At 42.5% G+C, this 14925-nt stretch carries 12 protein-coding genes; all 12 read left to right on the plus strand.

Going from position 1 to position 14925, the window contains the following annotated elements; translation table 11 throughout:
• Window positions 1–214: 214 nt before the first annotated feature.
• Window positions 215–1306: a calcium:proton antiporter gene (locus MMA19_RS04665; protein ID WP_240205616.1), complete on the plus strand. Its 1092-nt coding sequence runs from the start codon at window positions 215–217 to the stop codon at window positions 1304–1306.
• Between the two features lie 87 nt (window positions 1307–1393).
• Window positions 1394–2785, plus strand: coding sequence for a magnesium transporter (locus tag MMA19_RS04670; RefSeq protein ID WP_240205617.1), 1392 nt, complete (start codon window positions 1394–1396; stop codon window positions 2783–2785).
• A gap of 25 nt (window positions 2786–2810) precedes the next feature.
• The gene (locus tag MMA19_RS04675) at window positions 2811–3461 is read left to right on the plus strand and encodes a MarC family NAAT transporter (RefSeq protein ID WP_240205618.1); all 651 of its coding nucleotides are present in this window, start codon (window positions 2811–2813) and stop codon (window positions 3459–3461) included.
• 275 nt (window positions 3462–3736) lie between these two features.
• On the plus strand, window positions 3737–5356 hold the full coding sequence (locus MMA19_RS04680) for an alkyl sulfatase dimerization domain-containing protein (RefSeq protein ID WP_240205619.1): 1620 nt from the start codon (window positions 3737–3739) through the stop codon (window positions 5354–5356).
• A gap of 192 nt (window positions 5357–5548) precedes the next feature.
• Window positions 5549–6226 (plus strand): hypothetical protein, encoded by a 678-nt coding sequence (locus tag MMA19_RS04685; protein ID WP_240205620.1) that lies wholly within the window; start codon window positions 5549–5551, stop codon window positions 6224–6226.
• A gap of 199 nt (window positions 6227–6425) precedes the next feature.
• Window positions 6426–7154, plus strand: coding sequence for a glycosyltransferase (locus MMA19_RS04690; protein ID WP_038227235.1), 729 nt, complete (start codon window positions 6426–6428; stop codon window positions 7152–7154).
• Between the two features lie 54 nt (window positions 7155–7208).
• Window positions 7209–8501, plus strand: coding sequence for an LssY C-terminal domain-containing protein (locus tag MMA19_RS04695; RefSeq protein WP_240205621.1), 1293 nt, complete (start codon window positions 7209–7211; stop codon window positions 8499–8501).
• Window positions 8502–9539: 1038 nt separating this feature from the next.
• Entirely contained in the window at window positions 9540–10904 is a 1365-nt protein-coding gene (locus MMA19_RS04700) for a protein adenylyltransferase SelO family protein (protein ID WP_240205622.1), read from the plus strand.
• 11 nt (window positions 10905–10915) lie between these two features.
• A complete protein-coding gene (locus MMA19_RS04705; protein ID WP_346657527.1) occupies window positions 10916–12091 on the plus strand; it encodes a glycosyltransferase family 2 protein in 1176 nt (391 codons plus the stop codon).
• 53 nt (window positions 12092–12144) lie between these two features.
• Window positions 12145–12408: a hypothetical protein gene (locus MMA19_RS04710; RefSeq protein ID WP_038227239.1), complete on the plus strand. Its 264-nt coding sequence runs from the start codon at window positions 12145–12147 to the stop codon at window positions 12406–12408.
• A gap of 210 nt (window positions 12409–12618) precedes the next feature.
• On the plus strand, window positions 12619–13608 hold the full coding sequence (locus MMA19_RS04715; RefSeq protein WP_240205624.1) for a radical SAM protein: 990 nt from the start codon (window positions 12619–12621) through the stop codon (window positions 13606–13608).
• A gap of 28 nt (window positions 13609–13636) precedes the next feature.
• Window positions 13637–14923 carry an HlyD family efflux transporter periplasmic adaptor subunit gene (locus MMA19_RS04720; protein ID WP_240205625.1) on the plus strand — a complete coding sequence of 429 codons (1287 nt, stop codon included), beginning with the start codon at window positions 13637–13639 and terminating at the stop codon, window positions 14921–14923.
• Window positions 14924–14925 lie beyond the last annotated feature (2 nt).

The following is a 14925-nucleotide window of genomic DNA, read 5'->3' on the forward strand; positions in this document are numbered from 1 at the left end:
CCCTCTCCTTCTACTCAGTAAATCAAAGACTGAAAGGATCTTCTCGCCCCTACACAACATTTAAGCCACGAATGAATTTCTCTAATTCATGGTCGGCACCCTTTCTAGCAATTAATGTTCACCCAAAGATCTACTGATAGGAATCAGTAGCCTATGCCATCAATCTGTCGTTAAAAGGAGGCAACGACATACTGGATCTCATAAAAGGCTGAACATGTTCAAGGCTTTAAAACAAGAGTACACGCTGCCACTTGGCATCGTGGCCATCGTTTTTTTTAAACTAATTGGTGATAACTTGCTTAACGGCAGTCTTTCCGTTGTCCCTTATATCCTCACTACCGGATTACTATTCTACGTGGTGATGACCGCGATATTTGCTGTGGTAAGGCATTCCGATGCTCTGGCGATCAAACTAGGCGACCCCTACGGTACGCTGATTCTTACGCTTTCTGTTGTATTACTTGAAGTCATTATGGTGTCGTCGGTCATGTTAACAGGAGAGTCTAATCCGGTTTTAGCCCGAGACACCATGTTTGCCGTTGTTATGGCCGTATTGAATGGTTTTGTCGGCATTACCCTCCTGATTGGGGGCCTAAAATACCATACGCAAACCTATAACCTAGATGGAATAAAAGCTTACCTTGTTGCGATCATTCCACTCGCCATGCTGTGCCTCATTCTGCCTAATTTCACCAGTATGGACTCCTTTGGCAATATGTCAGCAGGGTTAACGTGGACACTAGTACTGACATCTATCGCTCTGTATGGTGTGTTTTTGTTTGTTCAAACCAGAAGCCATACCCACTTTTTCATAGACGCAGATAATGAAGATGAGCACGACTACCACGGTCCGTTGCACAGCAACGCTTACCACACTCTCATGCTCATCTGCTACCTTGTAGTGGTTATCCTTCTTGCTAAGAGTCTCGCTATACCTATCAACGATGGTATCAGTGAACTTGGCGCTCCCGCGGCACTTGGCGGCCTCGTCGTAGCCTTAATCATTCTTACTCCTGAAGCCGTTGGCGCTATCAAAGCGGCCATCACAAACCAACTGCAACGTGCTATGAATCTTTTTTTCGGTTCAGTGCTTGCCACGATTGCTCTAACCGTGCCTGCGGTTCTTTTGATTTCCGGCACTATGAACGAGCCGATCCGCCTGGGGTTAGGGCCAGCGGAAATGGTGCTTTTGGTTGCCACCCTCCTCATGACCAGCGTGAGTTTCAGTAGCGGTCGAACTAACTCACTAAATGGTGCTACGCATTTAGTGTTGTTCTTTGCCTACATCATTTTGATGTTTGATTAACGCACGACATATCCCAAGTGCTGGCAGCCTTCGGACTGCCAACATTAGAACGCGGATATATTCGCAACAAACGTTAAGGTTCTCGTCATGTCTTTTCTTACAGTATCACTAGATTCGGAAGAAACCGTTACTCTGTACAATGAGGTGTTAAATAGCATTAAATCTTCAAATGTTACAACAATTCAATTAAACATTGAGCAAGCGGATGCAACACTGCTTCCCCATGTATTACGTAAACTCACGTCTGATGAACGAGTTAAACTGTGGCAGCTAGTCAGTGAAGCCTCACCTATACTGGCCGCTAATCTGCTTGACCACTTTAGCGACACTGAGCTAATTCATTTGGTTCAGGCGCTACCGCTTTCTGTAACAACTGTCCTCTTTCAATATATCCGTGCAGCTGACCGACGTATGTTGATCAGCCATCTACCCGCTGAAGTTCAACACCAGTTAAAACTAGCATTGCCACCGACTTGGAAACATGAAGAAAAAGCAGCACTCGCCTATCCGGCAAGTTCCGCGGGTGGGATCTGTAAGAGCGAAATCCTCAAAGTGGACGAGAGCACCACAGTGGCCGATCTAGGTGCTATTTTGAGAGCCGAAGAACATAGTGCTGATCGATTAGAGTGGCGTCATATCTATCTACATGACTCTACAGGGGCATACCTAGGTACACTCAAGATCCGCGATATATTCCTGCGCCCGTATAGCGCAAAACTCTCTGACTATCTTGATCCAAGCGTTCCTACCGTATTACCCGAGCAGGATCTCAACACATTGAAAAGTATACTGGACAATACGTTTCACCCAATTATTCCAGTGGTGGATGAAGCAGGCTTTCAAATCGGCGCTGTCGGTTCAAAACAGCTAAACGAGGCGTTATATGAACGCTCGAAACAACAGCTGCTAGAGCAGTCAGGCATTTGGGGAGGCGATGAATGTCGTACCATGCCCAATAACGTGAGGAATTTACGTCGGTTAGCCTTCTTAATCCCGTCGGTCATATTAAGCTACACCGCTGTGTCGATCATTGCAGCCTACGAACCTATTATTGAGCAAATCGCGGTGCTAGCAGCGATTTTGCCGCTAGTTGCCAATCTTTCGGGTGCAGCAGGAAACCAAGCGGTCGCAGTCTCAATAAGAGAGCTATCAACCGGACATCTTTCGCCTAAAGATCTATTGTATGTCGTCAGCAAAGAACTTCCTATCGGCGCTATAAATGGGATTCTAATCGGTCTAGTACTTACCGTCTTAACACTGCTGTCGCACGGTGGTGCCCACGTCGCTCTGCCATTACTGATTGGCCTCGCCTACGCTTTTTCCTCTTCAGTCGCAGTGGTGATTGGCGGCTCCCTACCGCTGCTGCTTAAACGGCTCGGCCTCGATCCAGCCATGCTCTCAAGTCCAATCCTAGCCACATTAACTGATGCTATCTCATTCTTTAGCATCCTCTATTTAGCACAGTCTTTCTTATTGTAATAAAAAGCAAATTCCGGAATTAGATATGAATATAGAAACCCTCTTAACTTACTTAAGTTTAACGGTCGTTGGTTTATTGCCAATGATGAATCCACCTGCCGCCGCGACAGTCTTGCTTGGATTGAGTAAAGGTAGAAACAAAAGTTATATCGTCTCGCAGGCAAAAACCGTCGGCCTTTATTTGTTCTTTGCTTTGTGTATTACCTTTTTTATTGGTGCTTCCGTCCTTGAATTATTCAGTATTTCCATTCCTAGTCTTCGCTTGGGTGGCGGGGTTATTATCATCGCGATTGGCTTCAATATGCTGTTTCCAAAGAAAGACGTGGATAATACAAGCCCCGGCCAAGACTCTATCGCGCTAGTACCACTGACCATTCCCTCTCTTTGTGGTCCTGGAACCATGGCGCTAATTATTAGTCTTGCAGCTGAGCTCGCCATTCACAAAGATGAGCTGCACATGATAAGTGTATACAGCGGCGTCATTTCTGGATTTGCTGTCGTTTCTCTCATAGCAGCTTTCACGCTGAGTATGGCTTATCCACTACTCAAAGCGCTTGGCCAGAATGGAATTAATGCCTTCACTCGAATTATGGGATTTCTATTGATTTGTATGGGGGTTCAGTTCTTTACCTTGGGTATTGAAGAAATTGTTCAGGATATCTATCACGCCTTTTAGTTAGAAAATAGGTTTATACATATAGTTGCTTTCACCTTAGTGGGCACTTATTCACGCAACCACTCAACGTCTCTTTTCGACGTTGAGTGGTTGCAAAAATGAATCGCTGCAATTCATAGTTTTAACGCCTATCGCTCCGTACACTTGCTTCCAAACCAACTGGGGCAGAACCCCATAACTTGTGTCCCAATTAATCACTTAGTCATCGTTAAACATGGAAAGCAGATATTGAGTCGTGATGTTACCGGACACCACAATGTAGACAGGTTTACACCATGAAAACAAACGCTTCTCTTACATCTATAAAACCTCTAACTATAACCATTATGAGTTTGGCACTTGCCGGAACAGTAAGTGCTTCACAGAATCAGTACGGGATGTCTTTGCACCACGAGCTGGTGACAACCCACAATGGAGCAATTACGACACAACCACAGGCAGCCGTTAACGCTGAATGGGATGTTGCGGCAAAGCAAGTCACCCAAATCACCGACGGTGTATATCGAATTGCTGGTTGGGGTATTGGCAACATCATAGCGTTGGAAGGTCCTGAAGGATGGATAATCGTCGATACGGGTGACAACACCGAATACGCCACACAGCAACGCAAAGCGCTTGAAAAAGAGGTCGGTCATGAGATCACCGTTGCTGGTATTCTCTACACACACTCTCACTATGTTCACGGATCAACTGTCTGGCTTGATGACAATACTCTGGTCTTCGGTCATGAAGACCTCATGGACAATCTACAAGCAGATGCTGGTGTCAATGTACTAAGCGGCAATTTTAGCACCAGAGCCGCCATTCAGTTTGGAATGCTGCACCCTGAGCAAGGAGAGGACGCATTTTACTTCCCACACCAGAAGGTATTAGTGACCAATGCCATCAATCAGGGAAGTCTCTTCAACTTATACACACTAAGGGGTGATATTTATCGAGATCCAATGCGCTTAGTTCAAGCTGCAGATTTAGCTTTAATGCGCGATATTGAGTTCCATGTAGACATTCACGGCGCGGCAAATATTGGTAAGGACAGTGCTCGAGAAGCCATTACATACTTCCGCGATACGATGCAGCTTATCCACGACCAAACGTACCGAGGAATAGCGATGGGTAAAGACGCTCAAGACATTGCGGAATGGATTTACATGCCCAAGAACCTTCGTGCCAATAATGAGACTTATGGTCAAGTCGAGAGCTACGCTAAGCAAGTATACAATGCCAGAATCGGATGGATGGGTTGGGATGTTTACGATATCAATCCGTTAACCAAACAACAGCAAGCTAAAAGAACTATCGAAGCCATGGGTGGTGTCGACAAAGTTACCTCAATGGCTCAAACAGCGCTTGAAAAAGGAGATTTAGCAAGTATCCAATGGAGTTTGTTTTTGACATCGCAATTGCAAAATTTAAACGCGATGTCAGATCAAGCCAAACAGATTCGGGCGAACAGCGCACGAAAACTGGGGCAACACACCACGTCAGCGAATGCTCGGGGGTTTTATATTTCGGAAGCTATACTCCATGAAGGAAGTATGACTTTTGGGAATGAGACCATTACCCATTACCAACAGCTGAGCAACATACTGGGGGCGCTTGATGCGCACAAGCTTGCTCACTCCACTCTAGAAGACAACGTTCAATATCTACGCTTTATGATTGATTCACGTTTAGCCGAAAATAAGCAGGTGCAATTTAACTTACGATTCACCGATAAAAAAGTGAATTACGCTTTAGAACTTAGAAACGGTGTTATCGCTATCACAGACCATCCGAATTCAGGCAAAACAATTGAGCTAACTAAAACAGAATGGGACGAGATTATTCTTGGAAAGAGTAACTTCGCTACCCTTGACGAAGAGCTGAAACTGCTCGATCACGCGATAGGACGATAAGCTTCCAACTTACTCTGTTTTATCTCCTTTCTATCTCATATAGAGAGGAGATATCTGCAAATTTGAATTTCTCTAATTCATCGTCAACATCAATCACAAAACATAAAGTAGCGTTATTGAAACGGCTCACAGACGACGGATTGCACGCTTATTCATGGATGAGTTAAATATTAATTAATACAGAGAGTAACAATGAAAAAAGTAACCACTGTCGCAGCAATTTTAACTACCCTATTTTCTACTTCGGCTTTAGCAAATAAAAATATCGACTTCTCAAACCCATACGCATTGTATAACGGTCTTTCCGTTGGTTACGGCAGTAATAATTTCGACGTAAACGCGCAATTTGCTAGCCAAGTTAATAACAGCTGGAGTTTATTAGGGACATATCATAGTGACGACAATTTTGACAATCACGACCTAAGGCTTAATGTCATCCACAATACTGGTGTTGGCTATTTTGTTGGTTATAACTACGATTCCAACTTCGACAATAGAAACCTCCGTGCAAACACTGGCGAACTTGGTGTGCACGTAAACGTGCCGCTAAATAAAGAGCTTCGCTTGGTCCCAGAGTTAACCTTAGGTTCATTTGAGCACCAACATATGTCGAACACCGCTTACTATACGCAGTTGTCGCTAAGTATGGTTTACAACACAAGTAACAACATCTGGTTCAGTGTTACTCCAGAATACACCTATAGCTTCAACGACCTTAAAGAAGACAATGGGCATCGTTCTAGTTTTAGGAGTTGGGATCTCATCGCGGATGCGGGTTACAAGATTAATAACAACCAGAGTTTGGTTTACACCTATCAATACGACAAAGGGGATCATCTCTCCCTCATCTCATACCAAATTGGTTTCTAACTTATTTCCAGCCCACTTAAAGCGGGCTGAAGACCTCGCTAAGGACTAATTTAGCCACGCTTCTTAAGCGCTGGAAACACAATGGGACCTGATAAGTAAAATATTAACCGAATATGAATTGCCTTCTCATCCAAGGTTAAGCACAGCCACTTCATAATCCAATCATCAACAAACACCTAATGAACAAAGGGACTGGATTATGAAACCACTAAGCATTGTTATTATCACTCTTAACGAAGAGAAAAGAATCGCTCGTCTACTCAGTGACTTAAGCTGTCAAACCTACCAAAACTTCGAAGTGATTGTCGTTGACTCCAACAGTGATGACCGCACTTGTGAAGTGGCCGAAAAATATCGTCCAGCCCTGCCTGAACTGACTGTTCACACAATGGAAACACGTGGTGTCAGCTTAGGACGCAATACCGGCGCTAAGTTAGCCAAACATGAACGACTATTATTCTTAGATGCTGATGTCCGCTTAGACAAAGACTTTATAGAGAAAGCAATGACCAAGCTTGAAGAAGAGAAGCTTGAAGTTGCGGGCATTTATATGGGTTCGCGTAAGCTTGCTCCCGCCTACAAAGCAGGTTACGGACTCTTCAATGCAGGGTTATTTACCACACAGTTCTTTTTCCCAACCGCCGTGGGTGCATGTATTTTCTCTACCAAGCGTGCTCATGAGGAAATTGGCGGATTTGATGAAAGTATCGTGCTATGCGAAGACTGTAACTACGTCAAAAAAGCCGCTAAGACATGGCGCTTTAGATTCTTACCGCTGAGTTTCCAGTTTGACCCACGCCGCCTTGAGCAAGATGGCTTCTTCAAAATGGGATTCACTTATTTCAAAGCCAATGTTCGCCGATTTTTCTTTGGCGAAATGCGCAACAACGAGATGGAATACAAGTTCGGTCACTACCAACAGCAGTAACCAATCATACAAATCCAATCAAAACGACAAAAACTAAGGACGTAAGGAATCGTTATGTTTGAGACATTGGGACTGTTTCTCGGCTCTTTCTTTGACGCAGTCATTGGCCCTAACCTAGTGGTTCCGGGAGAACCCTTTATGATTGCCGCGGGATATCAACTTTATAGCGGTGGATATCTCGCTGTTATCGCGGTACTAATTGGCGGCTTACTCGGTGATCAACTGAGCTTCTTCATTGGTCGTCATTACGGTTTTAGCGCACAAAAGAAGCTCCTTCGCTGGCAACCAAAAATACGCAGACCGCTAGCTCGATGTCGCCTTCTTATGAACCGCAATTCATTCTGGGTGATTGCCTTTGCAAGGCTACTAGGCCCTATCGCTTGGGTTGTGCCATTTATGGCAGGGACCAACCATATTCGTTGGCGTAAATTTTCTCTGTATGCCTTGATAGGTTTATTGTTGGGTGTGGGGCAATTTGTTGTTTGGGGCTACCTGTTAGCCGCTGGTGTGGACAATGTGCCAGTGTTAGGTGAGATGGCGACCTTCATCTCAGAACACAAATACACGTTAGGGCTAAGCATAGCGTCCTTAGCTCTATTCTATTTTGGTCTTAAAAAGCAGTGGCGTTATGCTTGGCTGAAAGCGAGCAGCTTTCTGCTAGTAGGCATGTTAGCACTCAACTACTCGCACTTTTTTTGGTTCAGCGACGATACCGTCGTCACCACCACTACCGACACTCAAAATAAAGTGGTTGATGTCAAAGGACTCAACTTTAAGGTTTTCGCGGGTCAGTCGTCGATTTACTCAGCTCAAGCAGTAAACGTGGTCTATTTGGGTGAAACTCCCAAGAACCTAATGAAGCAGCTAGGGTGGATTGAAAATAAAACATTCTCGCGCAGCGAACTTGAATTCTCCGACTACGTCAATTTGCTGAAAACTAAAACACCACCAGTCTCCGATTTGATGTGGAACGGGCAGCCACAAGATCTTGCGTTTCAATTACCGGGAACGCTAACTAAACGCTCGCATATTCGATGGTGGAATGCAGGTATAGACAAGCAAACCAGAGAAACTGTATGGGTGGGTGCACTTAGCTATGATAACGGCCTGACAATCACACCATATGGCGGCATTATCACCATCTTGCACAGCGTGGCTCCTGACGTCGACTCCGAGCGCGACAAGCTTAAGCAAGATGTATTTCGACTAAACGCTCAATGGAATGCTGAGAATCTTAAGCTTGCTACTGTGACAGCAAAAAACGACAGTCACGATTATTATACCGATGGCAAAGTGCTTGTTGTGTCTCAACAAATGCCTGTTAAGAGTTTTACGAATGTCTTTTAATGTGCAGGGAACACACCGCAAACTATTAGTTCTTCTAATTCACTCTAAAACCTTCAATTAGGGCATAAGATTCAAGTATGTCTTTTGCCCAATTTCTTCAGAGTTACATCATTCCTGCGGAAGCAGGAATCTAATTACAATGTTCGCATCATTTCATTAAACGTCGTTCGTCTTTGCCCTTTCTTGTGCTTCACATCTACACCCCTAATATTCGTCATTCCCGTAAAAAGGGAATCTCCAACAGCGCGTCGTAAATCCAATCTATATAACTTACTCTTTCATTTAGAGTGTTATACCCACTTCATGAGACTTTCATTTTCACAGAAATGAAAGTCTCATTGATATCGCTTAAAAACTTAGCTCATTTCAACAGGCATGCTTTATCCGTGAATTAAGCAACAAAGCTCGTACAGCAATGAAATAGTTATGTTTATCAATAAAGTTAATGTGTGCTGTGAGACGAAGGAAAGCGTTAGTGAAGGTGTATCTATTTAAGTTCTAATTTCTAATATAGGGAGTAATAACTCACACCGTCACTGTAGGTTGTAATGAGAAAAACTTCGGTTTCTTCAGTTAATAGTCAAATTTCCGGTTTTCCTTATGGTCCTTTATCAAAGATAGAAGTGACTCACGAATTAGGGCAATTTTTGGAGGTAATGGCTAAATGTGCTTCACGCAGGGAACTCAACCTTGCGTCATTCCTGCATTGGATAAAACCAGCGGTAATTCATAGGCAATACAAGTTTTTAAAGTTATCTAGCGATGTTGGATTCACCGGATACGTTATCTGGGCGTGGGTTGATGATTCAACACTATCTAATTATATGACTCAACCTAGATTCTCACTTAAGCCAATGCATTGGAATGGGGGATGTAATCTGATTGTTGTTGACTGGTTTGTCGAAAGAAACAGATTAAGTCAATTGAAGGCGCTATATAAGCATGTAATTTCCTCTACAAAAATAAGTACAAGAGAGGTCAATATTTGTATTCGAGACGAACACGGAAATATTATCAAAACAAATAAACGGAGTATTTATGGATACTGAACTTCTGACAACACATAAATATGTTAGAAAAGACAATACTCCTTATGTTGATAAACATTTACCTAAAGAGTCCTTTGTATTATTTGACACATACAAGCTAAAAGACACTGAAGTTGTTTGGATCAATAAGGCGCTTACACAAGAATATGAAATTGAACTTGATGATAATGCCATTAAAAGTGAGTTGATCGAGAACTTTAGTTACGTGTCGAAGGGCTATGCCGAGAAGAAACGAATTATCACTAATGATAAAAAACAGTTCATGGCAGATCAGTATGGCTCTCGACATGAAATATGCAATGGTGGCAGTGCAAGGTGTGGGTTAAATGGCCATTTTCAAATCAAAGGAATTGGCCGTAACCCTTTGGTTGCTTCAAATATGTCTGAAAGTCATTCACACGGTAAGTTATTTATAGATGAGGCGATCAATGAAGCGATTTGGGGAGAAATCTGCCACAAATATTTGCCCTATGGAGCAATACGCACGTTAGCTATTATCAAGACTAACGTAAAGCATAAGTTTGGGTACATGGATAATGCGCCTGATAAACATTGCGCCCTAACAATAAGGGAAGTGTCTGTACGCCCTGCCCACTTTGAGCGTTGCTCCTTTTTTTGGCCAGAGGAGAGCTACAAACATCTTCGTGATAATGATGCCAATCGCGTGAGAAAGGCTGCGCCCTATTTCTCGAAATTATTGTTAAGTGGAAAGGAAAAAGCTTCTCTTGATAATGCACTAGATAAAATGATCGATCGATTGGCTTGCCAAATTGCAGCATCAAGAGTCAAAGGCATCCCACATGGTTCCTTAACGAGCTCAAACGTATCGGTTGATGGTCGATTCTTAGATTTTGGCACAATAACGGCTGTACCAGACTTCGGCAACTATGTTCTGGCAAATGGTGTCGGGGCTGTCTGGGATGACCATGAACTTATAGAATCCTGGCTAGTTAACTTCATTGACACGCTGAATCACTACTCGCAAGGCGAATTAACTACAGGTCAAATTAGAGAATATTCATCATATTTTTCGAGGTTACTTGATGAATATGAGAACAAGTTCTTGTTAACAGAGCTAGGACTTAAGGATCATTCAATATCGAACTTACAACAAGCGAGTCAATTAAAAGAGCGCCTAAAAAGTGCTGAGCGAAGGTTTGTTACTCGCTTTAATGACCATGAATTTCGTCAGGATGTTCTCATAGAAGCAAAGGATCTCGGGCTCGATGTTGATTTTATTGGGTTTCCTTTGCGAAAGGCTAAATATTCATCCTTTACCATGCTTCAACGGCACTTGAACACAGAATACGACTATCGATCGGTTAGTCAGCTTATTAACGATTACGTATCATGAGTGAGATAACTATGATTGATGTAATAGAAGTAATATTAATTTCTACGTCCTTAGTGTCATTTATTACCACCCTTGTTTTGTTTGGATGTTACAAACTTAGAAAGTCGAACGGTAAGAATGACGACCACCCAACAGTCTCTGTATTTTTGCCTTTTTATAATGAGAACAAAGAGCATTTAATATGTGCCTTGAACAAGTTAAATGAACAAAGCTATTCAAATCGAATTCAGGTAATTGTCATTGATGATGGCTCGACAAATGATGCAATAACTAGAGTTAAAGAGTGGATTTCACATACCGAAGTAAATCATGACTTCCAGATTGTAGAAAGAGCGGTCAATGGCGGGCGAAAAGGCTTTGCCTTGGATCATGTTTTAGAACTTGGTATGGCTACTGGAGAGGTGTATGTAGTTGTAGACAGCGATACCTATATAGAACCCAATGGCATCTATGAACTGGTCACTAAGCTTTGGTCTGATGAAAAGTACGCCGCTGTTTGTGGTTATATCACTCCGGAAAACCATAAAGACAGTTTTATTGGAAAACTGCAACACTATGAACATATTAGCTTTTATGGCGCAATAAGAGCTGCGCAAGACAAACTAGGCTGTGTTCCTGTCTTAGCAGGCGCCTTTGTCGCTCACCGAGCTTCAGTAGTGAAAACGTTAGGCGGATGGAGCGAGTGGTTAGTCGAAGACATCGCTTGGTGCTGGAAAGCAATATCAAATGGCTACCGAACAGGATACGCACCCAAAGCAAAAGCAACTACGCAGTGCCCAACCGATGCTAAGGGGCTATTTAATCAACGCCGACGCTGGGCTCGTGGGCGAGTAGAAGCTTATGCGGAAGCTTGGAAGACACATTGGATAGCTGGATTGTGTGCATCTCCTTGGTTTCTATTGACCGCAGCACAATACATATTTCCGTCTAGCATTATTTTACTAGGATTTATGGTTGCAATGGGTATTTGGATTCCAATAGCAATCGGTGCAGCCAATATAATAATCTATTTTTTGTTGGTGCAATCCTATATAAGAGACTTTGACTTATCTGGTGATTTATCAAATCGTCAGGCTTTCAAAGCACCAATGTATTCTGCTTTGCTAGAAGCAATTACATGGCTACCAAACTTACTTGGCTATTCTGATGAAATTCTTGGAAAGAAAAAAGGCTGGCTAACAAGATAGTTTTTATGAGCGCAGTACTCTTTTACTGTAATTCAAATATAAGGAAATAACTTATGTATAACTTAAGTGTTGATGAAATATCAATGGTTGATGGTGGTGGTGATGGTAACTCTAGTGGTTATCCTGCCTCTCCTAGTGCTATAAAGCAAATGGCTGGTCCTCAAGGTGATGCAGGCAGGGCTCAGCTAGCGAATGCGCTTTGCCAAGGTACTTTTGCTGCGGCAGGAGGTGCGGCAGGATTTGCAGCTAAGAGTATAGGCGCTGCTGCGGGAGGGGCTGGTGGCTTTGGGTTTGGAGGAGGGATGTGTAACTTCTAATGCGCTTAATTTACTTAACTTCAACAGCAATTATGGCTAGCCTTATTGGTTACTTTGCATTTAAAACAGATATAGATTTTTATTTGAGACTGACCTTATTTGTTACATTCATAATTCATGTGCTGCTGGTTAAGTCTTACTATAAAAAATAAACACTACAGGTCGTATGTAGCGACCTGTATTCATTCTGTCTGTTGAGGACTATACATTATGGAAATTGAAGAAATAATATCCTGGGATTCATGTTTAGGTATAAATTGGGCACTAATGAATAATTGTAACTACAAATGCAGTTATTGCCATTCTGACCTCAATAGTGGTTCAATAAAGTCACCATCATATGAAATTGCAATCAAATTTGTTGATGAACTTATATCGCAGTCAAATAAGCAAGGACTTGTACCATACTTTGAGTTTGGTGGAGGTGAAGTCACTCTACTTAGATATTTTACAGATTTTATCAAGCATATACATCAAAATAACGGGTTAGTCTGTATTGTTTCAAATGGTTCAAAGTCCTTGAAGTGGTGGGAACAATATGCGCATTTACTATCTGGAGTGAGCCTAAGTTATCATATTAATGATATTAAAAGTGAATCTCACTTTATTGAGGTGTCTAAAGTCCTTGAAGCTTCTCAAACTACTCGCTTCCACGTAAACATCATGATGGTTCCCGAGCGGTTTGATGACTGTTTAGCGTTTGCAAAAAAGCTAAAACAAGAAGTTCGTTGCTCTATTGCTCTCCAACCACTCTTTGAAGGCTTCGGTCATGGTGGAATTACCAAGAAGTATCCGTACACACCCGAACAAGAACAAATAATGAAAGACTTTCGTGGTCGACCTGAGCTTAAAACACTTCCACCTTCAATGGCTGAACTAGAAGTTAAATATACCGATGGAACAACCAAGAATCTGTCCACATTTGATCTAATCGCTAATGATCAAACCAATTTTGTAGGTTGGGACTGCTACGCTGGTATTGACAGTTTAGTCGTCACATTCAGCGGCGATATTTACCGTTCTTGGTGTATGCAAGATGGTCCGATTGGTTCGATTTATGATGAAGACATTGAGCTACCTATCCTTCCTACAACGTGCAGGACCAAGATTTGTCAATGTGGTGTCGACTTGTCGGCAAAAAAAATCAATACAAACTTGGTTTCAAAGAAGAGTCAGAAAATTGCAGTTAAGCAGCTTTAACCTCATTTGCTTACGGAAAGGATGACCCGTGATATCAAAAGCCAAACATTTGTATCGGCCAGAGTATTTTGAGGCGCAGAAGTCAGACCATCAAGGCTCTATTTTAATTGATGCTTCATTGAATCAACATCTTTTTGTGGCTGCATCTGTGTTTGTCCTGATGACCATCATTTGCTTCGTTGTTTTTGCCGAGTACACACGCCGAGACACACTGAATGGTGTAGTTAGTCCGACTGGAGGTATTGTAAAGATACAAGCTAATGATGAAGGATATGCTGAAAAGGTACTTGTTACTGAAGGTGAAAAAATACTCGCTGGGGCGCCTTTGTATGAGATCAAAACAGAGCGATATGATCAGTTTGGCCAGGGAGTAAAAAAGCGGATTGTCACTACCATTGAAAATCAAATTACCTTGTTAAATGAACGTCGAAGTAAAGAAATAGAAAAATCGCAACACCAATTAGAAGTCATTGATAATGACTTAATACGTTTATCTGAAGAGGCTAACATACTAAAAGTTGTTGTTGACTTATCTGAACAAGAACTGAGTCTTGCTCAAAGTTTGGTTGATAAACAACAAGTGTTAGTCAACAAGCAGTTCATCTCTTCTATTGAACTTCAGAGGCAAAGACTAGAGTTAATAACTCTAGAAGCTAAGGTGCAAAACCAACGCCTGAGTTTACAGCGTTTGGGAAGAGAGAAAGCAAACCGCGAAGAAACAAGAGAGACACTGCAGTTAGAGCTTGAGATTGCCCTTCAGGACATAGACCGCCAGCTTCAACAAATCGTGCAAAACAAAATGGAATACTTTTTTCAAACAGACACTCAGATTGTATCTCCTATTAACGGTGTGGTTGCGTCAATATTCGTTAAGGAAGGCCATTCAGTTAACAAAGGTCAACCACTACTTGTACTGATCCCAGAAGGTGAAGAACCAGTTTTTGTTGAGTTATACGCACCGAGTCGCAGCATAGGTTTTATTCAAGAAGGTCAAGATGTTCGCCTACGGTTCGATGCATTTCCTTATGAAAAGTTTGGCGTTCAACAAGGTGTTATCTCATCTATATCAAAATCTGCTGTCACGGCTGAGATGCTACCCAATAGCCCATTGATACAAAGCCAGCTTTCTCGTACTCATGGTGGCGTTGGTTTGTACCAAGTAAGAGTCAAATTAGATAAACCAACTATTACGGTTTACGGAGAGGAGCAAATGTTTGTGCCAGGGATGACATTGACCGCAGATATTGAACTGGACACACGTAAGGTTTACGAGTGGCTGTTGGAGCCTTTGTACACCATCAAAGGGCGAATGTAATC

It is taken from the genome of Vibrio sp. CyArs1 (assembly GCF_022432925.1).
GTDB lineage: Bacteria > Pseudomonadota > Gammaproteobacteria > Enterobacterales > Vibrionaceae > Vibrio > Vibrio mediterranei.